The organism is Desulfoconvexum algidum, from assembly GCF_055382125.1.
Genome location: NZ_AP042394.1, coordinates 1666637 through 1689724 on the forward strand (window position 1 = coordinate 1666637; position 23088 = coordinate 1689724).

Below are 23088 nucleotides of genomic sequence, written 5' to 3' on the forward strand. Positions count from 1 at the left end.
TTTTTCCCCTTTGTATAAGAATAGTTATAAAAGTAGTTATAAAATTTGGAGATTAAGATTTACCGTTCCTCAATTTCTGTATAAACGCATTCATCCGGTCCGCAATAATCCCCCACATAGGCGGCTCCCGGCCTATAAAGGGAGGGTTTTGGTGCTGCCATGGCAAATTGTTCCTCAATGACGTGGGCACTCCATCCACTGACCCGGGAGATGGCAAACAAGGGGGAAAACAGATCCGTTGTAATGCCCATGGCATAAAACAGGGAGGCGGAGTAAAAGTCTACATTGCAAAAGATTTCCCTGTTTTTTTGTTCCATGAAGGCTTTTTTCCCCCTGACTTCAAGTTCCTTTGTCAACTCATACCATCGGGTATCCCCGGATAATTCCCCCATGCGTTTGGACATGGGGTCGATAATCTTGGCCCGGGGGTCATCGGTCTGATATACGGCATGGCCAAGGCCCATGATAAGCCCCCCTTTATCCAGAATATCATTAATGTAGCTGTCAATTCTATCAATGGTATTTATTTCCTTTAACATCTTCATGACCCGGACATTGGCCCCGCCGTGGAGGGCTCCGGAAAGGGAGCCGATGGCCGCGGATATGGAGGCATATATATGGGCTTTAGTGGACGCCACCTGACGGGCCGTAAATGTGGATGCATTAAAGGAATGCTCGGCATGGAGGACCAGGCTTACATCAAAAAAATGGGCGGTCTCCTTGTCCGGCGCTTCTCCATTGAGCATATACAAAAAATTGGCAGCATGGTTCAGGCTATTGTCCGGTGCAATGGGCTCCTTGTTGTTCCGGATGCGGTCCCAGGCCGCTGTAATGGTGGGCAACCCTGCAATGAGGTTTTCTGCGCTGTAAAGGGTGTTTTTCATGCCCTCTTTTCCTGCGGTCGCATCGGTTTGGATGAGCAGGGGGGTTGCCATCTGGAGAACATCCATGGGGTTCATGTCCCGGGGCAGGGATTTTAAAAAGGGGAATATATTTTCCGCGACCCGGCGTTTGTTTTTTAAACTCTGATCAAAATCCGCCAATTCTTTTTTTTGGGGCAACCGTTCATAGAGGAGTAAAAAACAGATTTCTTCGAAGCTTGCCTTTTTGGCCAAGCCTTCAATTAAATAACCCCGGTAGATGAGTTTGCCTTCCTTGCCCCTTACATCACATATCTTGGAGCTTGCCACCTCAATTCCCCGGAGGCCGGTATTTAATACAGGTGTACACACATTCTCATTTTCGTTCATGGTTATCTCCTAGACATTAAAATATTGATCTTAAAATATTTTTTCAGGGGGTCTTCTTTCCGGAACGTATTGGGCCTGTCTTTCATTGTTGTTCAGGGCTGCTGATACATACAGGGCGCAATAACAGGTGCCGAACTCTTCTAAGTCCGGTTCCCTGTAATCACAGGGACAGACAATATCCTTGTCTCGTTCTTTGTTCCCGCAGGCCAGACGGCAGGGGCAGGCCATATACCCGTAACGCTCCTTGTTGAGTAACAGCGCTTCCAGCAGTTCAAATACCAGGTCTTTGTCTTTATTAAAATAGATACCGCGAGCTTCCTGTGATTTTTTTAATGCCGCATAAAGCTGTTCAACTTTCATTTTTTATCCCCAATGCTGCTTTAATTTCTTTTTCCTTGTATCCGACAATCACCGTTTCATTGATTTTGATGGTGGGAAAAGAGCAGCGTGGATTTAAGGCTTTGATATCTGCCAAAATGGCTTTGCGTTCTTCTCCCTCCAGGTCATCTACTTGTATATAGTCATATTCAACATTACATTCGGTTAATAACTTTTTTGTTGACTTGCAATGGCTGCAGGTGCTCAGCGCATAAAGTGTGGGTTTTTCCGTGGCCATTATGATCTCCTTAGTTTAAGGTCTGTGTATCAACAAGTGGTTTGAACGTTCAGAATCCATGGAGCAACAGTTTATAGAATCTTACCATCTTGTTGTCCAAATTGTATCGTCTGATCGTATTATCCGATACTTTATTATTTTGCATATTTTGTACCGTTTTGGCAAGGTTAAAGTCATTCAACCTGGGGACTGCTTTATTTTATGGGAAAAATAAAAAATGGCCTGTTTTTTGCTATGCTATATGCTTACTATGGGCTATGGATGAAGCGATGAAGAAAAGATATCCTTGGAGATTATTTACAAAACGAAAAAAGGTTGATTCCATGGACGACTGGGGGTATTAAAAGATAGGCTTCTGGTTGAATATCGCTTTGCCAAAGAGTAAATGAATGATATCTTTAAGCCAGATCTGTTTCTTTTGATGAGATGTTCAACCGGATCCAAATTTTAAAGGAGAAAACCAATGAGCCTGTGGTATTGCTCTGTTTGTCATTCTGAATTTACAAGTAAAGAAAAACCCAGTGTTTGCGATACCTGTCAATCCGATGAGCGGATGATCATGGACAAACAATCTATCCCGAAGACCCTGGATGCGGTCCGGGACGCTGCCAGAACAAAAATGAAGGGCATCTGTGCGGTCTATCCCTCATGTGACGGAAATTTTGATAAAATTTGCCAGAAGGAAGCCTATGGAAAGCCCATTGGTCTTGGGGGTGCTGGATCCGGTCAGTCTTTTCGGGCCAATGGGACAGCTCTTGCCAATGTTCGGTTTAATATGTCCGTGGTCGGGGAGCATTTTGAGCCGGATACCCGCTGTTCTTTTCTCGGGATGGACCTTGATTTTCCGGTGCTGGCCTCTTCCACGGCCGGGGCGGAAAAGTATAATGATGCACTTGATGAAATCAGTTTTTGTAAATCCGTCCTTTTGGGGTCCAAAGAGGCGGGCACCATCGGGTTGAGGGGAGATACCTGGTTTTATACCCAGGAGAATCATCCCTCCCTTGCGGCCATGCAAGACTGCGGCGGATATGGCATTCCCATATTTAAACCCAGATCCCAGGAGGTGCTTAAAGAACTGATAAAACGGGCCGAATCCTATGGATGCAAGGCCGTTGGAGTGGATCTGGATGGCGCCGGTTCCACCGTTATGGCGCGGCATGGCCAGCCGGTATTCAAAAAAAGTGTAAAGGATATTGAAGACCTGGTGCGCTTTTCATCTCTGCCCTTTATTGCCAAGGGAATCATGCGGCCGGATGAGGCCCAAAAATGTGTGGACGCAGGGGTCTCGGTTATTGGGGTTTCCAATCACGGGGGCCGGGTGCTGGATGCCACGCCTGGAACTGCAGAGGTTCTGCCCCTGATCCGTGAACAGGTGGGGCCAAATGTTACCATTACGGTGGACGGCGGGGTGAGAACCGGGTATGATGTATTAAAAATGCTGGCCCTTGGGGCCGATGTCGTGCTCCTGGGTCGTGATATTATCCGGGCTGCTGTCGGCGGCGGAACCCTTGGTGTCAAGCTTCACCTGGAACATGTTCATGCAACACTAAAAAAAGCCATGTTCATGACCGGAACAAAGACCATTAAAATGGCAGATTCAAGAATATTATTTTAATCATCATTTGTGAGACGTTTTTTTAAAATCGTCTGGGCATCTTATTCTAAGGAGGGTTCATGGGAAAATTTTTAATCGTTTTTGCAACCAGATCCGATGAAACAAAGGGGATTGCCAATCTTATTGGAGAAGGCATTCGCATTGCAGGGCATGAGGCTGATGTCAAAAAAATAAATGAGATAAAAAACGAAGAAGACCTAAAGGGATACGATGGGTATGTTTTTGGATCGGCGACCTATCATGGGGAAATGATTACCTCCATGAAACAGTTTTTGTTTATTGCAGAAAGAGCAGAATTGAAAGGAAAACCCGGCGGGGCATTTGGTGCCTTCGGCTGGAGTGGGGAAGCGCCGGGAAGAATTTTTGATACCATGGCCAATCTTTATGGCATGAACATGGTTGCCGCAGGCCCCCTGATGCTCAAGGCCAGCTGGGTAGAAGGCGGGATGAAGGCATGCCAGGAATATGGAAAAAGTATTGCGGCCATGATTTAAAGGGGGAACGTCTATGTCTGATGCCATTATTATTGTTTGCCCCTCCTGCCGGGCAAAAAACCGGGTACCCGTCGCCCGGGTAAAGGAAAAACCAACCTGTGGACGATGCGGGACCCGCTTGTCCCTGGAAGATCTGGGCGAGGTGGTGGCAGTGACCGATGCCACCTTTGAACAAGCGGTGATGAAATCCGGGGTGCCGGTGCTGGTTGATTGCTGGGCACCCTGGTGCGGACCCTGCAAGAGTGTGGCGCCTGTTCTGGAGGCTCTGGCTAAAAAATACCAGGCCCGGGTAAAGATTGCAAAGGTGAACATTGATGAAAATACAGGGGTTGGATCTCGCTTTTCCATTTCCAGTATTCCCACCATGCTGCTAGTCAAGAACGGGAGGGTGGTGGAAACCCTGGTGGGAGCGTTGCCAAAAGAGCAATTAGAAGCGGCCATTGAACGAATTATTTGAGACAAACGACAGGGAGTTTCTTCAATGGCTCAAAGACCAGTGGGGAATTTGCTTTAAGCAGGTTTGCCAAGATTTTGATATACAGGGAAGTCCTGCGCGTTCCCTTTCCCGGGCCGTTATTGAAACGGTTTCAGGGCGGCTTTTTTTACTGGAAAAATTTCCCAGGGAAAAATTTATTGTCCGGGAGAGGGTATCGCGCGTAATTGACCATTTAAACGGCCAGGGTCTTGTCCAGGCATTGGGGGGACAACGAACCCAGCGAGGCGAGTTCCTCCCCTTTTTCAAGGAGAATTGTTTTCAGATCTCCCCTTTTTTGGACAGTACCGGGCTTGCGCGACCCGGCTGGCTTGGTTCGGCCGAGATCGGGGAAAATATGGCCCTATTCTTGATTCAAATGCAATCGGCATCCCGGGATCTTCCAGGTCAAATCGTTTTTCCCCATTTTTCCATCAAAACCTATATTATAAAATTGTTTGCAGACATGCACGACCATGAACCCAAGATGGTGGATCGCTATTCCCCGTTTTTAGATTTTTTGGGGCAAAATTTCATGGATGCCCATGATCGTTTGCCCCAAATATTTTGCCACGGGGATTTTCATCCCCTGAATGTGCTCTGGGATCAGCATCGGATTAGGGCTGTCATTGACTGGGAATTTGCTGGCCTGAAACCCGATTGCTATGATGCCGCCAACCTTTTGGGGTGCGCCGGGATAGAAAATCCCGAGGGGCTTGCCATGCCCATGGTCACCACCTTTTTAGGCAAAATCAGGTCTGCCGGGATTATCAGCCCCATGGGGTGGCAGTATTTTCCCGAGTATATTTTGGCCCTGCGATTTGCCTGGCTTGCAGAGTGGCTTCGGAAAAAAGATGAACAAATGCTGGAATTAGAGGCAGTCTTTATGGGCGTTCTGATCCGACATATGGAAGAGTTGCGCAGTATCTGGGATAGCCTGCCCCCTTCCAAAGAAAGGATAGCATAATGTGCGAATTAACAGCCCAGCAATTGAAACAATTGATTGCAGACACCAGGGAAAAGGCGTTTTTGATCGTGGATGTCCGCCAGGCTGCGGAATACCGCCTGGACCATATTCCGGGGGCGGTGAATATCCCCCTGGCAGAGATTGGGTCTGATCCCTTTGTTTTTGATGAAACAAGGAAGGTGATTTTTTATTGCCGCCACGGCATCCGGTCAACAGTGGCTGTTGTGCTGGCAACCGATGCGGGACTGAACCAAGAAAATGCCTTTCATTTGAGGGGGGGCATGATGGCCTATACCGGGGAAATTCTTCTGGACGTTCCCCGGGTGGACCTTTTCTCTTCCGGCATGACATTGGTGGCGGTTATGGAACGCGCCATTAATTTTGAAAAAGGGGCGTTTCTTTTCTATGATGCTGCAAAGAAAAAATTTATCGGAACCCCTTTGCATGGGATCATGGTTAAGATGTCCCAGGCCGAGGTGGGCCATGCAAAGATCATATTCAAGATGCTTTCTGAAAAGGAACCCGGCCCTCTTTCCTTTGAGGATGTTTTTGATAGATGTCCGGGTGATATCCTTGAGGGGGGAAAGTCCCTTGACGAAATGAATAGGTTCCTGGAAGGGGTTTCTCCTGAAAATAAAGTCGATATCCTTGAGGTTGCCATTGAATTGGAGTTTTGCGCCTATGATCTATATAAGACCATGGCTGAGCGTTCAAAGGGGCCGGTGATTAAGAATATGTTTTTTACCCTGGCCGAGGCGGAGAAAGATCATCTGTCCACCATGATCAACTGCCTTGAGTTGATATATCCGGAATAGTCTCTGCTGCGCTTAATTCACCACAACCCGTCCGAAGTTTTTACAAAGTGTCATAAAAACAGAAAATTAGGCCTTGATTTTTTTGACATGATTCTGATATTATTTTTTATCGCCTCTTCTTTTAACTATTCTTTGCGATATTTTTTACCACCTGGGACATATTTGTACTGAACAAAGTGGATTAGTGATACGATTTTCTGAGACAGATCTGTATTCAAGGGTCTGCTTTGCGTACAATTATACTCAAACGAGACCTGTGATGCAATATTATTAAAGAATTGCCTTGTTTGGTATGATGATTGCAAAAATTAAGGATAGTGTAAAAAGATAAGGTTGCGAAAGATACTTCAGGAGGAATGCACATGGCTGAATTCAACGTTCAAAAAAAGAAAAAAAAATATGGGAAAGGATTGGAAAAGAATCCCCAAGTATTGTCTGTAAACTTTTACGGGGCATTAAAATCCAAAAACGAAATATATTTTCAAATGGCTTCTCTTTTTAAAGAGGTCACCCAGGCTAAAAAAGATCAGGATGAAATAAAATTGAAAACTGAATTGATGGAAGAGATTTTAATATCAACTTCTTCAGATATTCATGGTAAATTTTTTGTAAATAGCATATAAAATTATTATCTCTATTTTTTAATCGATAATCAGTTCGTTCAAACAAAACACCAAAAAAAGGAGTGAATTCAATGGCAGAAAAAATGGGTATTTACAAGTGTGCTAAATGCGGCAATATCGCACAGGTTCTCCATGGAGAGACACCACCGGTTATGTGCTGTGGCCAGGCAATGGACCGTTTGGTGGAAAATACAGTGGATGCAGCAGTGGAAAAACATATACCGGTTGTTGAGCAAGTGGATGGCGGCTACCGGGTCAAAGTTGGCAGTGTGGCCCATCCCATGACCGCCGATCATTGGATCGAATGGATTGAGCTTGTCAGCTGTGAGGGGAACTATGTACAACGGCAGATGCTGACGCCCACAAGTGTGCCGGAAGCCACATTTAAAACCGATTCGGATAAGGTGGTTGCCTTGGCCTATTGTAACCTCCACGGCCTTTGGAAATCCTGATTCTCCCTGATTCTTGTTTAAAGGAGTTTCGGTTAGTAAAAGAAATCCCACTGTATTTTCTTTGAAAAACAGTGGGATTTCTTATTGTTTTGTTGGATTGAATTTATTTAAATTCCATCAGTTTTCCGGCAAGCATTCGTATGTGGCCCATTTCTTCTTTGATAATATTGTCTATCTTGGATTTGCCCATTTTTTCTGAAATGAGTTCTTTCATGCCAAGATAAAAGACAATGGAATCTTTTTCCGCTGTGACGGCCGCGGTAAGAATTCCTTTCATGGAGGTTTCCGGTTGATCTTTTTCAAAAAAAACCCGGGTGTCGGCAAGGGCTTTTAAATAAAGTGCGCTCTCATTTTTCGGATCATATGTCATGGTTGAAATTGCTGAACCTGCCAAACCTTTTTGCATGTTGGCAAAGGTTTTTTCATGGGTGTCTTCCATTTCAGCAAGGCCAATAAGAAATTGTTTGTGTTTCTTTTCATCCACCCGGTTGGCGGCTTCCCGGTAGTAGCGGGCACCGTTTATTTCAATTTGCTTTGCTATTTCCAAGATATCATTTGCACAGAATTCGTTGGCCATTCTTTCCTCCAAATTTATTATATGATTAAGATAATTTTTCTTTGAGTGTTTTTGCCAGTTTTACTCCCAACTCAAAGCAGCGTTCCAAATCTGCTTCATCAGGGACATATTGAATTTTAACACCCGGATCAATAATGGTAAGTTTCATCTCTTCAAAATCTTTGTTCAAAATTTTAACGGCTTCACCGCTCCAGCCATAGGATCCAAAGGCTGCAACAATTTTGTTCTGGGGACGAAGTCCCTTGATATAGGTCATGACGTCGGCAATCACAGGGAAAATATTATTGTTTAATGTGGGGGATCCCACGGCAATGGCACCGGCATCCAATATTTCTGTCATGATATCACTTCTATGCCATTTGCGGGTGTTCATCAGTCTGACATTGACATCTTCGGATTCAACTCCGCTGGTGATGGCCCGGGCCATTTTTGCGGTGCTTTCCCACATGGAATCAAAGATGATCACAACTTTTCGGGTGGGTTCCTGTCTGGACCATGTGTCGTAGGCGTCGATGATCTTGGATGGGTTGTCCCGCCAGATAATCCCGTGGTCCGGGCAGATCATGTCGATCTTCAGGTTTAGCTTGGCCACATCCTTGAGCAATGCCTGGACCCTGGGGGAAAAATGAAGCAGGATGTTGGCATAGTATTTCCGGGCATGGGGCATGATTTCATCGCCGATCTCATCATCAAAGAACATGTCTCCGGCATAGTGCTGACCAAAGGCATCGCTTGAGAAGAGGATGGCCTCTTCTGCAAGATAGGTAAACATGCTGTCCGGCCAGTGGAGCATTTTTGTATCAAGAAAGGAAAAGGTCCGGTTGCCAATCTTGAGCGTATCTCCAGTTCCCACCACCTGGAAATTGAATTTCCGGTTAAAGTGAGCTTCTATATTTTTGGCCCCCATTTTGGAACAATAGATGGGTTTGTCTTCCCCGATTTTATGCATCAGCTTTGGAATGGAACCGGAATGATCCATTTCCGTATGGTTGCTGATGACAATGTCAATGAGTTTCGGGTCGATGATTTTGCTGATATTGGCCAGCAGCTCATCCCCAAAGTGTTCCTTGACCGTATCAATGAGAACATTTTTTTCGCCTAGAACCAAAAAGGCATTATAGGTGGTGCCTTCATAGGTTGAATATCCGTGGAAATCACGGATATCCCAGTCCCGGCATCCAACAGAAAATACCCCTTTTGCTATTTCAATGGGTTTATACATGGTGCCACCTCTTTAAAATTTAATCCAGTTTTTCAAAATCTTCCTGGGCAGCACCACAAAGGGGGCAGACCCAGTCTTCAGGAAGGTCATCCCATGAAGTTCCAGGGGCAACACCATTGTTAGAATCTCCTTGGGCCGGGTCATATACATATCCGCAGGGGCATTCATATTTACTCATCATCATATCCTCCAAAAAAAGTAAAATAATAATTTAAAAACCATCTTATACTCGATCATTGTCGTGTCAAAACCAATACAAAACCAATACAAAACATATGCAAAGGCCGTGCCTTTAAGGAGAACCTCGGATGAGTGATAAAAAAGGTTTCAACTTGATTGGTATTATTATAGGATAAGGGCCTTAAAATCAATGATCATTTAATAAAAGAGATATCATGAACGATCGGATATTTACAAAAAAAACCACCATTAATGTGCCGGTGGAACAATTGTTTGCCTGGCATGCCAGGAATGGGGCTATTTTGAGGCTGACACCGCCCTGGGCACCCCTTCGGCTTATTTCCCGCAGCGGCAATGGCATCGACAAAGGGGTCCAGGTTCGGTTCCAGATGAGACTGTTTAAGATTCCCATGATCTGGGAGGCCGAACACATCGCCTACCATGAAAATGTTCTTTTCCAGGATCACCAGACAAAGGGTCCCTTTGGCAAATGGATCCATACCCATTTATTCCATGCCCAGGGTAAAAACAGGACCATTATGGAGGACCGGGTTGAGTATAAACTGCCTCTGGGGTTTTTAAGTCTTCCCTTTTACGGCCATGCCCGAAGGCAACTGGCAAGGGTGTTTGACTACCGCCATCGGGTGTTGAAACATGACCTGGAACAAAGAGCTGACAAAGTTAAAAAACAACGAATCCTTATTTCCGGTGCCAGCGGCACCATTGGCTCGATTCTGGTGCCTTTTTTACGGACCTGCGGCCACGAGGTGATCCGTCTGGTGCGGGATTCGTCAAACCCGGCCGAGGATGAACTTTATTGGGATCCGTACAATAATCTTTTAGATATGGAAAAAGCAGGGCCTATTGATGCGGTGATCAATTTGAACGGGGTGGATATTTCCCGGGGCAAATGGACAAAGGATCAGAAACAATTGATTGTTGATTCCCGGGTAGCACCCACCACTTTGCTGGCAAAAAAAATGAGTGAAATGGCCAACCCGCCCTCCATCTTTATCTCCTCTTCTGCCATTGGGTTGTATGGAGAGGGAGGAGACCGGGTCTTCACGGAAAATCAGACAAAGGGAGACTCGTTCATCTCCTCTGTGTGTGACCAATGGGAAACAGCTTCTTTAAAGGCTCAATCCGCAGGGATTCGTACGGTTCAATTGCGGTTCGGGGTGGTCCTTACCCCGGCCGGAGGAGCCCTGGAAAGGATGATGCTGCCCTTTTCCCTGGGGCTTGGGGCCCGGCTGTCCCATGGCGGTCAGTACATGAGCTGGATCAGCATGGATGATGCGCTCGCCGGTATCCTTCATATTTTAGAAAATAAGGCCATCCAAGGGCCGGTCAACCTGACAGCTCCCCATCCCGTGACCAATAAAGAATTTACCCGCTTCCTTGGCCGTGCCCTTTCTCGGCCGGCCTTTTTTGTTCTTCCCCGGTGGATAGCCGTTGGGTTGTGGGGAAACATGGGACAAGAAACCCTTTTGACCTCTGCCCGGGTGGTCCCGGAAAAATTACTAGAAAACGGCTTTGTGTTTGAGCATAATGAGCTGGCCCCGGCATTGAAAGATATGCTGGGAAGGTGATGCAGACAACAAACCATACGCAGGATAAAAGAAACCAGAGAGTTTATAACTAACTTAAAACGGATTCCTCAATGAATAACAAATTAAAAGTCTTGTTCTCTTTTTTGATGATTACAGCCCTGGCATTCGGGTTCATCGATATATATTATCCCGTTCAGACCTATAGTTTTGAAAGGCTTCATATCTTTTTGTTTAATCTTTGCACCGGCGGCTCTATTTTGCTGTATTATACCGAAGGTCAAGCAAGGGTCTCCAAAACCGTGCAGCTGTTTTTTTTGGGGTCTCTTGTTTATGCCTTCTCTGCTTTTTTCCTGGTCTATCCTCTCACAATACTTGTCTCTGTGGGCCTTTATATATTAGTGGAAAAGGTGAGAATAGAAAAATTTTCTTTTCTTCCCCTTCAGTTCTTTCAAAACCGAGTCAGTGTGTCGGACAAATTTCACCAGGCCTCTTTGCTCTGCCTTTCCACGGGTATTGCCATGGCATCCCTGGTGATTTTGAACAATGAATATTTCAAATGGGTTACCATGGAAAAATTGACCTTAAACACATTCTTTCTGGGGTTTTCTTTTCCCTTATCCCTGATCACCCTTTCCCTTGTTTTTTCAATGTTGAAAAAGATTGAAGGGTCCGGCCGGAAAGTTATTATGGAAGCGTGTTTCTGGACCATTACTCTGGGGGTGATCATCTTTTTTGTCTTTATACTGTTTGAACGCTTTATACCCCAGATATTTGTAACAACTGCCCTTTTTATAGCGGTTGTCACGGTGTTCTATTTGTACTCAACCTTTGCCGACAAGATGCAGCAAAAGCTGTTCTTAACCTCGGGTATCGGGTTTTTGATTTTTACGGCTATTTCCGGTATTCTTTATATTTTTTTCCAGATGGGAGACGACTATAACCCGGAAAAAACGAAATGGCTGCTCCACATGCATGTTTTTGCCTCCCTTTATGGCTGGAACCTCTGCGGTTTGTCCTTGATTTGCCGGTTTGATGACTTTCCCATTAATCTCCATTCCCCCACGGTTATCTTTATCCATTGGCTAACCGCTATTGTTTTAGCCCCTTTAGGGGTTTTCTACGGCTGGTTTGCTATGTTGGCTATTATAGGATACGCTTTTATTACCATTACCCTGTTTTTTAGCAGCAACTACAGGGAAGTATCCCTTAGGGGGGGGGCGGTAAATGAGAAATGTTGAGAGAATAAAAAAGTTTTTAGCCCTGTTTGCCAAGGGGGACCGGGTGCTGGTGGTGATCAATGCAGATCCCGATGCCATTGGCTCTGCCATGGTCATCAAACGAATCCTCTGGCGAAAGGTTGCAGAGGTTTGTATTGCCCATTTTAACAGGATCAGCCGCCCGGATAACCTGGCCATGGTTGAGTATACCGAGGCCGGACTCGTTCCTTTGGAATCCATACAAAAAGAGAGTTTTCAGCGGTTTGTGGTGGTGGATTCCCAGCCGGATCACAATGAGGCATTTTTGCCCTTTACCTATGATGCCATTATTGATCATCACCCCCTGTCCTTTGACAAGGCCGCCTATGCAGATATCAGGCCCGGGTACGGTGCTTGTTCTACCCTCATGACCGAATATTTAAAGGTATTGAAAATCAAGCCCTCTGCAAAACTTGCATCTGCCCTGATGCTGGGCATTAAAACCGATACCGCCGATTTTACCCGTCAGACCAGTCTTAAGGATATCCGGGCCTTTCAGTATTTGTATCGGTTTGCAGACATGCATATCGTCACAAAGGTGGGGCGGGCATTGATAACAGAGAGTAACATGGATTTTATAGGGCATGCCATCAAAAAAAGAAAGGTTATCAATAACCGGGCCTTTTTCCATGCCGGCATTATTTCCAAACCAGATGAGTTGGTGGTGGTGGCAGATTTTTTCTTGAACATTGCCCGGGTCAATTGGAGCATCATTTCCGGGGTAATGGGAAGGGAATTGATCATCATTTTCCGCAATGATGGATTGAGAAAAGGAGCGGGCAATACAGCCAAGGAGGCCTTTGCGAAATTCGGGTCTGCCGGTGGAAAAAAGACCATGGCCCGGGCCGAACTTTCCCTGAAACTTGTCCGTAAAGAGATAAAAGGGGTGAGTCAAAAAGCGATTGCCGACTGGATTGTTTGTCTGGTTGAAAAAACAGCGGGGAAGAAAATAGAATAATATTTCGGAAAAAAATCAAGACAATGAAGCCGGTTTTGTGGTAAATAAAAAAAGTATGATGTTATTGAGCCGGGTGCTGGATTGGCACCCGGCTGATTTTATGGAACTGGAGTGAACCCCACTCCCGATACACGAACTAAAAAAAGGAGCTATAAAATGTTTAAAAGAAATCTGATAATCCTGGCCGGTATCATGGCACTTCTCCTGGCAGGAAGCAGCCAGGCCCTGGCAGGTAAGAAACTTGTAAATGGAATCGATGCCAACTTTCCTCCCTTTGCTTTTATTGATAAAACAGGTACCCCCAGCGGTTTTGACGTGGAAGCCATGAATTGGATCGCAAAGGAGATGGGCTATGAAGTGACACACCAGGCCTTTGACTGGGACGGGATTGTGACCAGTCTGCTGACTAAAAAAATCGATATGGTTGCTTCGGGCATGAGTATTACCCCGGACCGGTTGAAAAAGGTTGCCTTTACCAACCCCTATTGGAAAATTGAACAGGTGATGGTGGTTCAAAAGGGGTCTGATTTGACCCTGGACAACCTGCTTCGCGGCAAGAAACTTATCGGGGTTCAGCAGGGAACCACCGAGGCCAAATGGCTCAAGGAAGGAGCCAAGAAAAACGGATGGAACCTTGAACTTCGATATTACAATTCTTCTCCTTTGGCGGTTGAAGATATCCTCAACGGAAGAATTGCTGCGGCTGCCATGGACGATGCCCCTGCAAAGGATGCTGCCGGTAAAAAAGATGTTAAGGTCCTTGGCACCTTTGGCATGCATTCAGAAGATTTTGGATATGCCATCCGCAAAGAGGACAAAACGCTCATGGCCGATATAAACGAAGGCCTGAAAAGACTTATGGCCTCTCCCCATTGGAAAGAACTGGTTAAAAAATACGATATAAAATAAGGTTGCTGGGCCTGAACCCGGGCTTTTGGTCCGGGCCCAGGTAATTAAGGTTGAAGCGTGATAAAATGATAGAAAGTTTTAACGCCATAAAAGAATCGTTGCCCTATCTTCTCCAGGGAGGCGTGATAACGCTTGTGATCGTAGTGGGTGCCATGGCATTGGGGCTTGTTCTGGGGCTTTGCATGGCCGTGGGGCAGGTCTACGGCCATCCCTTTCTTAAACGGGTCATTGGGATCTACATCTGGTTTTTCCAGGGGGTCCCGATTTTGGTTCTTCTGTTCCTTTTTTATTTTGGATTGTTTAATTATATCGGCCTCAACATCGGTGCTGTTGCAGCGGTCATGGTGGTTCTTGGAATGGCCACGGCGGCTTATCAGGCAAATATCTTCAGGGGTGCCATTCTTTTGTTGCCGGAAGGTCAGTTTAAGGCGGCCAGCGCCATCGGCATGAGTGATCTTACGGCCATTACCAGTATCATCCTTCCCCAGGTATTGCGATTGTCCATACCGGCCTGGTCTAATGAGTTCTCCATTGTCCTGAAGGACTCGGCCCTGGCCTTTGTTCTGGGGGCACCGGAGATTATGGCCCGGGCCAAGTTTATTGCTTCCCGGACATACGAGCACCTTCCCTTGTATATTATTGCAGGGCTTATTTATTTTGTTTTGACATGGGCCGGTGTTATGGCCTTGTCAAAATTGGAAAAAACCGTCAGAATACCAGGCTATTCGAACAAAGGAATGTAAACCCATGGGTCATCCCATACTCAGAGTGGAAAACATAAGAAAATCTTTTAATGGCGAAGCCATTCTCAAGGGAGTGGACTTAAGTTTGGGCAAGGGGGAAATCAAAATTCTCATCGGGCCTTCCGGGGGCGGGAAAAGCACCCTGCTGCAGTGCATGAACTGTCTGGTGACCCCGGATTCAGGCAAGTTCTGGCTGGAAGAAAAACCCGTGGATATCACCCATAAAAAGGAACTCTATGCCTTTCGGCAGCAGGTGGGGATGATTTTCCAGGATTTTAATTTGTTTGACCATTTAACCGCTCTTGATAATTTGACCATTGCCCTTTGCAAGGTTAAACGGTTGGGCAAAAAAGCAGCAACAGTCCGGGCCATGGCAGAACTCGCCCAGGTGGGGTTAGCAGACAAGACACATTTGTATCCGGCGGAACTTTCCGGGGGGCAAAAACAGCGGGTTGCCATTGCAAGGGCATTGGCCATGGACCCCAAGGTACTTTTGCTGGATGAACCCACCTCGGCCCTGGATCCTGAGGTGATGGGCGAGGTGATTGATGTGATCCGCAACCTGGCTGAAAAAGGGATGACCATGATCATGGCCACCCACCAGATCAGTCTGATCCGTACCCTTGCCGATGAAATTCTTTTTATGGAGGCAGGGTCTGTGGTGGAACAGGGACAGCCCAACGAGTTGCTGATCCAGGGGGGCCGGAGTCAGGACTTTTGCGATCGACTTAATCGTATCACCGGGGAAAGGCGTTAAGAATGGTGCTCTCCCCTTTTTACCAGGAATTGTTTGAAGCGCTGAACCGAGGGCTTCTCATGAGCATTGGGCTGATCATCCCTTCCGCCCTTGGCGGTGTTCTCATAGGTGTCATTGCCGGATGCCTCAGAACCTACGGGAGATTCTCTGTCCGCAGTGCCTGTGACATATACGCGGCCATTTTCCGGGGCACCCCCTTGGTGGTTCAGCTGTTTATTCTTTATTTTGGTCTTCCCAATATCGGTATTTATCTTTCTCCCTATGCGGCGGCAGTGATCGGGTTTGCCCTGTGCAGCGGTGCCTATCAGTCGGAATATATCCGAGGGGCACTTCTTTCCATCAAGAGGAGCCAGTATTTCGGCTCCCAGGCCCTGGGTTTTTCAAGTTTTCAGTCCATCGTCTGGATCATTATTCCCCAGGCCATGCGAAAGGCGCTGCCGGGTTGTGGGAATGAAATTGTATACCTGATCAAGTACTCTTCTCTGGCATATGTGGTGACCTTCATGGAGTTGACCGGAGAGGGGAAAACCCTTGCCACGGAATACTTCCGGTTTACAGAAGTATTTGCCATCATCGGGCTTTATTATCTTGTTCTGGTTTCCCTGGCCACCCTGGTCTTAAAGAAGATAGAAAAGGCAGTCTATATCCCGGGATTTGGCAAATCATAGAGCTAAAAATCCCGTAATTTCAGGGATTCATATTTAAGTCTGGTGTTCTTAACAAGGGAAGTATTTGTGAAAAACCTTCAATGGCAGCTATTTCTTCTGTAAAATTTATCTGTCACATAGAATCTAAATAAATAGGTTTATCTGGTGCTAATTCAGACCGGAAGCGAAGGCACGGTCTCAAACCAGTTTTCTTGGCTTGTGCCTTGGTTTGATAAAAAGAATTATTTTTTTCTACTGGAGATGTTGCATGGCAAGTTGAACGGCAATAGATTCCTGTGTTTGAGATACCGGAAAAAAAGGTTCCATCGTATTGTACATCACCATCGTGACATTCCAAATTTTAAGATAGCAATTTACGAAATATTTCTATCGTTTTTTTGACATCGCTTTCGCTTGTTCTCCAATTTACGACACTTACGCGCATTGCCAATTTATTCTCCCAGGTAGTTGACGAGAAAAATGCCACTCCAGAATCATTAACAGCATCCATAATTTTTTGTGTTTGAGTATCATGATCTATTTCGCTTGCAGTCTGTTTTAAATCACGAAATCTTAGTAACCCTTGATTTAGTTGGGACTTCCATATGACTTCAGCACCAGGCAGTTCTCCAATTCCTTCAATAATCATTTTACAAAAGTTACAAGTTCTTGCTACTAAATCAGATACGCCTTCTTTACCAAGTTCTCTTAAAGCTGCATAAACTGGAACACCTCTGGCTCTTCGTGACCATTCCGGATTCCAATCAATTTGATCTCTGGCTATTTTATCAGAAGCAATATAAGACGCTTGTATTGTCATTGCTTCCCGGTGAGAATCCTTATCTTTAACAATGGCTATACCACAATCGAAAGGAACATTAAGCCATTTATGGGCATCCGTTGCCCAACTATCAGCTAAATCTATACCTTTTGTAAGGTGTTTTTTATTTGAATTAGCACGAGCAAAAAGGCCGAAAGCACCATCAATATGTACCCAAGCATCATGTTGTCGTGCGATGGGAATAAGCTGGGAGAATGAATCAAATGCTGCGATATTTAGATCAGCTGCATCTAAGACAACGATTTTAGGCCCTTTGAATTCCTGTAAAGCATTTTCAAACTCCGAAATGAGTATTTCACCCTGATCTGTATTAATTGCTTGAAACGATTTGTTCCCAAGGCCAAGATAGCGTATTGCACGATCAACAGAGCCATGGCGATGCTGACTGGTAAATACTTTAATCGGGGGGGCACCAAAAAGCCCATCTTGAGCAACAGACCAACCGACGTTTTTTAACACCTTGTTTCTTGCCGCTGAAAGACAGGTAAAATGTGCAAGCTGACAGCCGGTTGTAAAGGCGAAAGAGCTTTCTCTCGGCAAATCAAGTAACTCCAATATCCATTCACCTGCTGTTTCTTCAATGATACTTGTAGCGGGACTACAGGCATAAAGTGCGGAATTCTGATCCCAGGTACTGACAAGCCAGTCTGAGGCCAATGCAGAAGGGACCGAGCCTCCAATTACCCAGGCAAAAAATCTTCCACCAGCAGATCCCAATAAACCATCCTTGGTAGAATCAACAATATGCTTAACTACATCTTCAGCTGGTATACTTGAACTATTCAAAGGGAACCTTATTTTTTCACTCAGTTCCTCAAATGTCAATTTCGCGCTAACAGGTCTGTCATCAATTTCGTTAAGCCATTTTTTTGCCTCTGTCAAAGCAATGTTTAATACTGAATATTTATCTTCCATATTGAACCTCCAGTTTTAATAATGTTTTTATATTGTAACCAATTTAGCATTTAAAATTAAATTAGCCACCCGAATATTGCTGAATTTTATAGCAATATTCGGGTGGCTATCAGGCATTAATTGAATTAGAATATTATAAAAATAGGAGAATAAGATTGCTATGGTTGATTATTCACAACAAGCAGACGACTATAAAAGGATCGAAAATGCCATTCATTTTATTGAAGATAATTTTAAATCTCAACCTACACTTGATGAAATTGCGAAAAGTGTCCATTTAAGCAAATTTCACTTTAACCGTATTTTTAAACGGTGGGCAGGAATTGGGCCTGTTCAGTTTCTACATTTTATTACTCTGGATTACACTAAACAAAAAATGGCAAATTCAAAAAGCCTATTAGATGCTTCATTAGATGCGGGTCTTTCCGGACCCAGTCGATTACATGATTTGTTTGTTACATTTGATGCAATGACACCAGGTGATTTCAAAAAACAGGGGGATGGTCTGAAAATAAAGTATTGTTTTTGTGGTTCTCCCTTTGGCCAATGTTTGATCGCGACGACTGAAAGAGGCGTTTGCCATTTTGGATTCCTTCAAAAAAATGATAGATCTGATGCACTTAGTCAATTATATGAGGCATGGCCTGGAGCGATGTTTTATGAAAACTCTGAACCAATTGAGCCCCTCCTAAATAGGATATTCAATCTTGATCAGGTTGATGACGCTCGTCCATTTAATATTTTGGTCAAGGGTACGAATTTTCAAATCAATGTATGGAAAGCATTATTACAGATACCCAGTGGAAATGTAGTCAGCTATCAGGATATAGCCGCATATATAGGTCGTCCAAAAGCATTTAGAGCTGTTGCAAGTGCCATTGCCATAAATCCGATTGCATATTTAATCCCCTGTCATAGGGTTATTGCTAAATCCGGCAAGATCCACCAATATCGCTGGGGTTCTTCCAGGAAAAAGGCAATAGTCGGTTGGGAAGCTGTCAAAAAAGTTGCAATCTAATCTTAGTTTCTTCCCATTATTGTCTTATAGGTCTTAGTGAAAATTGCCTGGCCTGTTTTTGAGGTGACGGTGTTGGAGGCGTCCATGCCGTCATGGGATTGATGTGACTGGAAACCTAGGTGACCTGTTCGGTGAGCAGCCTGCAAAGATGTTCGCTCAAAAACAGGGTGGCCTCAATATCCAGATGGTCTAAAATGGTCTCGTCAAAGAGCAGTTTTACATCGGCCTCAAATCCTTCGTTCGCATCCCAGAACAAAAGGGTGATAAAAATTTTGGGGAATACCCTGAACTGAAAGGCCAGGTCCGGGGATTCATACCGGTCCTTTACATTGGTCCCGCCTGCCTTTTTGCAGGCAATTTCAAGGTTTTGTTTTCGGGCGGAAAATGCTTTTTTCAGGGGTATTTCCACCTGATTCCTCATGGAGACAATTTTGGAGACGGTATTGGGGAATTCCTTAAAACTTTTCATATTGCCGGTGGGTGAGGTAGTGCCGCCGGATGCCATGTGGATATAGATAACCGTTTGTTCATTCCGGGTCAGATCGCCTCCGGTCTGGTCTGTCACCCGGCTTTTGGAAATGAGGACGGTCCGGTTAAAATAGGGCAGAACGATATGGTCAATTTTTTTGAGAGGGCCGTCATGGGTACCGAGGCTGGCGCCGATTCTCTGGGCAATATCTTCAAGGGCCATGGAGGCGGCTTTTTCTTTTGCCAGGGACAGGGATTCGGCGGCCATATCTTTTTTTAGCCATTTACCTAAAGCATATTGTTCGTTCAGTTCTTCCTGGGCCGGTGCCAGAAGAGCGGGGTCAATGTGAGGACAATTTTTCAGGGGAAGTTTTTCCGATACCACCATGCCGGCAAAGGCAATACACGTGGGAAACCCGCAGTCTTTGCAATTGGTTCTGGGCAGAATTTTTACATAAAGATCAACAACAGACAGGGCCATGGTTTTTTCCTTAGAAAAAAAGATAAAAAAAGGCCGATAAAAACTTTACTGCTCTTGAATTCGGCCTTGCTGTTACCCTGAAGACCCAAGGAGAGAAAAAAAATCACCATGAGCTTCAGGGAACAACTTATTTTAATAGTCTAATCTTCTTTATCAAACTCACTAATCTTCTTTATCAAACTCATCTTTGGATGCGCCGCAGATGGGGCAGCACCAGTCATCGGGAAGATCTTCAAATTTGGTTCCCGGATCAATCCCATTGTCAGCATCGCCGTCGGCAGGGTCATACACATAACCACAGGGTCCACATACATATTTGTCCATAATACACTCTCCTTTATCTATTGATTATAAGTTACTCCATTCACTATATTCCAATGGATCAAATCTAAAAACAAAAATGATCCGTTATAATAAATCTGCTTTTTTAAGGGCAAATATTGTCCCTTTATAAGATGCAATTATCAAAACAACATAGAGTATCAAAAGTATTGCGCTCATTAACATTGGTCTCCTTTTTTTTAGCAGGTTTGTTTTGTGACAAACATGCTAATATGTTTTTTCATGGGTGATTTCATCCACGGTCAGTTTTTTTGAATCCATGAGTTTCCAGACATATACGATATAGCCAAGGACAAAGGGTATTCCGATTGCAACATAGGTCATGATGGTCAGGGTAAACATGGAAGAGGACGCATTATAAATGGTCAGGCTTGATTGGAGATCTAATTTTGACGGATAAAATGCCGTGTTGTTAAATGCCGGCAGGCAGAGGACAACAAGGCCCACAAAAACCGTGCCCAATCCGCTGAACCAGATTCCTTTGTCGCTTTGTGTAAACGCCGATGACACAACGCCGTAAAGTACCAGCACGATTCCCAGAAGCAGCAGAACCAAAAGATGGGGCATGGCCAGAAGATTTGATAAATATTTGGAACCGACCAGAGAAACTGTGCCTGTGCTGTCTACACCAAAGCCTTTCATCACGAGAAGGGAAATAAATACATAGAGCAAAAAGGGAAGGGCAATGAGAAAACTTGTCCAGGCGCCCTTGCGCAATCTTGATTCAAGATCCGGGGTTAAAGAAAGATCAATACTGTTTAAAAGGTATAAAGCCCCCAAAACCCGGGCATTAAAGACAAGAAAAATGCCAAGGGAAAGATTGAAAAGGGAAAAGGCTGCCTCAAGTCCCCTCAGATTGATTCCCAGCAGGGTATAATCCCAGGTAACTTTGTTGTAGAGGTCAAGGGTGAAATTTGAGCCGGTGTAAAAGGTTCCCACGGCAGCCCCAATGAGCAGAATCCCCACGGAACCGTTTATAAAAAGAAATAATTCATAAACAGTTGATCCCAGAACGTTATTGGGTTTTTTCCGATATTCATAGCTCACCGCCTGGATGATAAATGAAAAAAGAATCAGTATCCATACCCAGTAGGCACCCCCGAAACTGGTGGCATAAAATTTGGGGAAGGCCGCAAACAAGGCACCGCCAAACAAGACAAGGGTTGTAAAGGGCATTTCCCATTTGCGTCCAAGGGAGGTGACCACCAATGATTTTTCAACATCGGTTTTAGCGATTTGCCACAAAAGGGTCTGGCCCCCCTGGACAAAGGTAAGAAACAAAAAAAGTGAACCCACAATGGCGCAGATTATCCACCAAAGCTGCTGCAAGGTTGCATAGTCAAGGTTTGAGATCATTTTAACTCTCCTTCCGAAGGTCCGATGGATATTTGTTTGAGCATGATGGATATTTCCGCAGCCAGTAAGAGCGTAAATAATCCTAAAAACATAAAGAAGGTAATCTGGACATTTACGGCTGCAAGATTTGTTGTTGCCACCTTAACGGGTAATAGTCCGTAAATTGCCCAGGGTTGGCGGCCGACCTCTGCCACCACCCATCCCGACTCCTGGGCCATCAGTCCCAGAAAACCCGATATTAACCCAATGGGTAATAACCATTTTTTCTGGGGAAGAGAATCCTTCAGACCATAAAAAAGAAAGAGTGCAAAAAGAACAGGAAAGAGGGAGCCTAAGATTACCATGATGTGAAAGGCGTAATAGGGAATTGCAACCGGTGGAACTGCTTCTTCAGGCGTGTCCAGATAGCCGTACCCCATGTAATCCTGGTTTTCCTTAAATTTTTTCAATGATACTTCAGCCTGCTGGCTGTTGTTTTCTTTTTTTGCCTGTTTAAATTCGGCCAGATCCTTTATGGCCATTTTACCCCTGGCCATTTTGGGTGCCATCCCTTCTATGTTTTGTGCTTCATTGCCATAGACAAGGTCGTCAACCCCGGGCACAAATGAGTCAAGGGAACGATTTGCCAAAAGAGACAGAAGATAGGGGATTTCCATTTTGATGAGAAAGGGGTCCTGGTCGTCTCCGGGTTTTTTGTCCGGGTTGAGAATCCCGGCGGCAACAATTCCGGCCTTGGTTTCTCCCTTATACAGCCCCTCAATGGCGGCAAGCTTCATGGGTTGTTTCTGGGCAACTTCATAGGCGGATTCATCTCCGGTGAGAACCACATAGCTTGAAGATAGCAACCCAAAGACCGAGGCCACAATAATAGAGCGTTTTGCCATTTGAAGATGTCTGCCCCGCATAAGGTACCAGCAGGAAATCGAGAGCACAAACAAAGAGGCCATTAAGAAACCGGAACTGGACGCATGGATAAATTTAGAAATCGCCACGGGATTAAAAACCACTTCAGAAAAACTATTCATCTCAAACCGGGCGGTTTCCGGATTAAAGATCATCCCAACCGGATTTTGCATCCAGCCATTGGCCACAAGGATCCATACGGCAGAAAGGTTGGAACCGATGGCAACCATCCAGGTGGAAAAAAGATGAAAGCGTTTTGAAACCCTGTTCCAGCCGAAAAACATGACCGCAAAAAAAGTTGCTTCAAGGAAAAAAGCAAAAATTCCCTCAATGGCAAGGGGAGCACCAAAAATATCCCCGACGATCCATGAATAATTGGACCAGTTTGTACCAAATTGAAACTCAAGGATGATGCCCGTTGCAACGCCTATCGCAAAATTGATGCCGAACAAGGTCATCCAAAATTTTGTAAGGTTTCGCCACTCCCTGTCTCCGGTTCGGACATAAATGGATTCAAAAAAAGCGCATAAGAAAGAAAGTCCCAGTGTTAACGGGACAAATATCCAGTGGTACATGGCAGTAAACGCAAATTGAGCCCTGGCCCAGTTTACCATGCTCAAATCAATATCGATCATTATTTTCCCTCCTGTTAAATGAAAAA

At 45.0% G+C, this 23088-nt stretch carries 27 protein-coding genes; 15 read left to right on the forward strand and 12 right to left on the reverse strand.

Annotated elements, in window-relative coordinates:
* Nucleotides 1–59 precede the first annotated feature (59 nt).
* Genes ACZ45G_RS07625 through ACZ45G_RS07635 form a run of 3 tightly spaced genes read right to left on the reverse strand, consistent with a single transcriptional unit; the run spans nt 60 to nt 1866 of the window.
* Nucleotides 60–1250: a citrate/2-methylcitrate synthase gene (locus tag ACZ45G_RS07625; protein ID WP_464176639.1), complete on the reverse strand. Its 1191-nt coding sequence runs from the start codon at nt 1248–1250 to the stop codon at nt 60–62.
* Nucleotides 1251–1280: 30 nt separating this feature from the next.
* Complete coding sequence (locus tag ACZ45G_RS07630; RefSeq protein WP_464176641.1) at nt 1281–1610, reverse strand: ferredoxin-thioredoxin reductase catalytic domain-containing protein; 330 nt, start codon at nt 1608–1610, stop codon at nt 1281–1283.
* Entirely contained in the window at nt 1600–1866 is a 267-nt protein-coding gene (locus tag ACZ45G_RS07635; RefSeq protein WP_464176643.1) for a glutaredoxin family protein, read from the reverse strand. Before ACZ45G_RS07635 ends, ACZ45G_RS07630 begins: the two co-directional genes overlap by 11 nt.
* Before the next feature lie 463 nt (nt 1867–2329).
* Here ACZ45G_RS07635 and ACZ45G_RS07640 point away from each other — a divergent pair, with 463 nt between their 5' ends.
* The 7 genes from ACZ45G_RS07640 to ACZ45G_RS07670 all read left to right on the forward strand — a co-directional run bounded on the left by ACZ45G_RS07640 (nt 2330) and on the right by ACZ45G_RS07670 (nt 7304).
* Nucleotides 2330–3481, forward strand: a complete 1152-nt coding sequence (locus ACZ45G_RS07640) for an alpha-hydroxy-acid oxidizing protein (RefSeq protein ID WP_464176645.1) — start codon at nt 2330–2332, stop codon at nt 3479–3481.
* Between the two features lie 59 nt (nt 3482–3540).
* On the forward strand, nt 3541–3975 hold the full coding sequence (locus tag ACZ45G_RS07645; protein ID WP_464176647.1) for a flavodoxin domain-containing protein: 435 nt from the start codon (nt 3541–3543) through the stop codon (nt 3973–3975).
* Nucleotides 3976–3988: 13 nt separating this feature from the next.
* Complete coding sequence (trxC, locus tag ACZ45G_RS07650) at nt 3989–4432, forward strand: thioredoxin TrxC (protein WP_464176649.1); 444 nt, start codon at nt 3989–3991, stop codon at nt 4430–4432.
* Entirely contained in the window at nt 4416–5414 is a 999-nt protein-coding gene (locus tag ACZ45G_RS07655; RefSeq protein WP_464176651.1) for an aminoglycoside phosphotransferase family protein, read from the forward strand. Before trxC ends, ACZ45G_RS07655 begins: the two co-directional genes overlap by 17 nt.
* Nucleotides 5414–6229: a rhodanese-like domain-containing protein gene (locus tag ACZ45G_RS07660; RefSeq protein ID WP_464176653.1), complete on the forward strand. Its 816-nt coding sequence runs from the start codon at nt 5414–5416 to the stop codon at nt 6227–6229. The genes ACZ45G_RS07655 and ACZ45G_RS07660 overlap by 1 nt, the downstream gene beginning before the upstream one ends.
* Nucleotides 6230–6591: 362 nt before the next feature.
* The gene (locus ACZ45G_RS07665; protein ID WP_464176655.1) at nt 6592–6852 is read left to right on the forward strand and encodes a hypothetical protein; all 261 of its coding nucleotides are present in this window, start codon (nt 6592–6594) and stop codon (nt 6850–6852) included.
* Between the two features lie 71 nt (nt 6853–6923).
* On the forward strand, nt 6924–7304 hold the full coding sequence (locus ACZ45G_RS07670) for a desulfoferrodoxin (protein WP_464176657.1): 381 nt from the start codon (nt 6924–6926) through the stop codon (nt 7302–7304).
* Between the two features lie 103 nt (nt 7305–7407).
* Here the strand turns inward: ACZ45G_RS07670 and ACZ45G_RS07675 are convergent, their stop codons facing one another.
* The 3 genes from ACZ45G_RS07675 to ACZ45G_RS07685 are packed head-to-tail and all read right to left on the reverse strand — an operon-like array spanning nt 7408 to nt 9281.
* Nucleotides 7408–7881 carry a ferritin-like domain-containing protein gene (locus ACZ45G_RS07675; protein ID WP_464176659.1) on the reverse strand — a complete coding sequence of 158 codons (474 nt, stop codon included), beginning with the start codon at nt 7879–7881 and terminating at the stop codon, nt 7408–7410.
* A 25-nt stretch (nt 7882–7906) separates the two neighbouring features.
* The gene (locus ACZ45G_RS07680; RefSeq protein ID WP_464176661.1) at nt 7907–9103 is read right to left on the reverse strand and encodes an FprA family A-type flavoprotein; all 1197 of its coding nucleotides are present in this window, start codon (nt 9101–9103) and stop codon (nt 7907–7909) included.
* A gap of 19 nt (nt 9104–9122) precedes the next feature.
* Nucleotides 9123–9281: a rubredoxin gene (locus ACZ45G_RS07685; RefSeq protein ID WP_464179895.1), complete on the reverse strand. Its 159-nt coding sequence runs from the start codon at nt 9279–9281 to the stop codon at nt 9123–9125.
* A gap of 217 nt (nt 9282–9498) precedes the next feature.
* On the opposite strand from ACZ45G_RS07685, the gene ACZ45G_RS07690 reads away from it, so the two are divergent.
* The 7 genes from ACZ45G_RS07690 (at nt 9499) to ACZ45G_RS07720 (ending at nt 16124) form a co-directional block, all read left to right on the forward strand.
* Nucleotides 9499–10872 (forward strand): TIGR01777 family oxidoreductase, encoded by a 1374-nt coding sequence (locus tag ACZ45G_RS07690; protein ID WP_464176664.1) that lies wholly within the window; start codon nt 9499–9501, stop codon nt 10870–10872.
* A gap of 71 nt (nt 10873–10943) precedes the next feature.
* Nucleotides 10944–12071, forward strand: a complete 1128-nt coding sequence (locus tag ACZ45G_RS07695; protein ID WP_464176666.1) for a hypothetical protein — start codon at nt 10944–10946, stop codon at nt 12069–12071.
* Nucleotides 12058–13047, forward strand: a complete 990-nt coding sequence (locus ACZ45G_RS07700; protein WP_464176668.1) for a DHH family phosphoesterase — start codon at nt 12058–12060, stop codon at nt 13045–13047. The genes ACZ45G_RS07695 and ACZ45G_RS07700 overlap by 14 nt, the downstream gene beginning before the upstream one ends.
* A 156-nt stretch (nt 13048–13203) precedes the next feature.
* A complete protein-coding gene (locus ACZ45G_RS07705; RefSeq protein WP_464176670.1) occupies nt 13204–13956 on the forward strand; it encodes an ABC transporter substrate-binding protein in 753 nt (250 codons plus the stop codon).
* Between the two features lie 50 nt (nt 13957–14006).
* The gene (locus ACZ45G_RS07710; RefSeq protein ID WP_464176672.1) at nt 14007–14699 is read left to right on the forward strand and encodes an amino acid ABC transporter permease; all 693 of its coding nucleotides are present in this window, start codon (nt 14007–14009) and stop codon (nt 14697–14699) included.
* A 4-nt stretch (nt 14700–14703) separates the two neighbouring features.
* On the forward strand, nt 14704–15456 hold the full coding sequence (locus ACZ45G_RS07715) for an amino acid ABC transporter ATP-binding protein (RefSeq protein WP_464176674.1): 753 nt from the start codon (nt 14704–14706) through the stop codon (nt 15454–15456).
* Nucleotides 15457–15458: 2 nt separating this feature from the next.
* A complete protein-coding gene (locus ACZ45G_RS07720; RefSeq protein WP_464176676.1) occupies nt 15459–16124 on the forward strand; it encodes an amino acid ABC transporter permease in 666 nt (221 codons plus the stop codon).
* A 112-nt stretch (nt 16125–16236) separates the two neighbouring features.
* Here ACZ45G_RS07720 and ACZ45G_RS07725 read toward each other — a convergent pair whose 3' ends face one another.
* Entirely contained in the window at nt 16237–16461 is a 225-nt protein-coding gene (locus ACZ45G_RS07725; protein WP_464176678.1) for an Ada metal-binding domain-containing protein, read from the reverse strand.
* A 3-nt stretch (nt 16462–16464) separates the two neighbouring features.
* On the reverse strand, nt 16465–17859 hold the full coding sequence (locus tag ACZ45G_RS07730; protein ID WP_464176680.1) for a pyridoxal phosphate-dependent decarboxylase family protein: 1395 nt from the start codon (nt 17857–17859) through the stop codon (nt 16465–16467).
* 160 nt (nt 17860–18019) lie between these two features.
* Here ACZ45G_RS07730 and ACZ45G_RS07735 point away from each other — a divergent pair, with 160 nt between their 5' ends.
* The gene (locus ACZ45G_RS07735; protein ID WP_464176682.1) at nt 18020–18877 is read left to right on the forward strand and encodes a bifunctional helix-turn-helix domain-containing protein/methylated-DNA--[protein]-cysteine S-methyltransferase; all 858 of its coding nucleotides are present in this window, start codon (nt 18020–18022) and stop codon (nt 18875–18877) included.
* 115 nt (nt 18878–18992) lie between these two features.
* On the opposite strand, the gene ACZ45G_RS07740 is transcribed toward ACZ45G_RS07735, so the two are convergent.
* The 4 genes from ACZ45G_RS07740 to ACZ45G_RS07755 all read right to left on the reverse strand — a co-directional run bounded on the left by ACZ45G_RS07740 (nt 18993) and on the right by ACZ45G_RS07755 (nt 23062).
* Entirely contained in the window at nt 18993–19826 is an 834-nt protein-coding gene (locus ACZ45G_RS07740; RefSeq protein ID WP_464176684.1) for a DUF3786 domain-containing protein, read from the reverse strand.
* A 162-nt stretch (nt 19827–19988) separates the two neighbouring features.
* A complete protein-coding gene (gene rd / locus ACZ45G_RS07745) occupies nt 19989–20150 on the reverse strand; it encodes a rubredoxin (RefSeq protein ID WP_464176686.1) in 162 nt (53 codons plus the stop codon).
* A gap of 225 nt (nt 20151–20375) precedes the next feature.
* Complete coding sequence (gene cydB / locus ACZ45G_RS07750; RefSeq protein WP_464176688.1) at nt 20376–21524, reverse strand: cytochrome d ubiquinol oxidase subunit II; 1149 nt, start codon at nt 21522–21524, stop codon at nt 20376–20378.
* On the reverse strand, nt 21521–23062 hold the full coding sequence (locus ACZ45G_RS07755; RefSeq protein WP_464176690.1) for a cytochrome ubiquinol oxidase subunit I: 1542 nt from the start codon (nt 23060–23062) through the stop codon (nt 21521–21523). The genes cydB and ACZ45G_RS07755 overlap by 4 nt, the downstream gene beginning before the upstream one ends.
* Nucleotides 23063–23088: the final 26 nt, after the last annotated feature.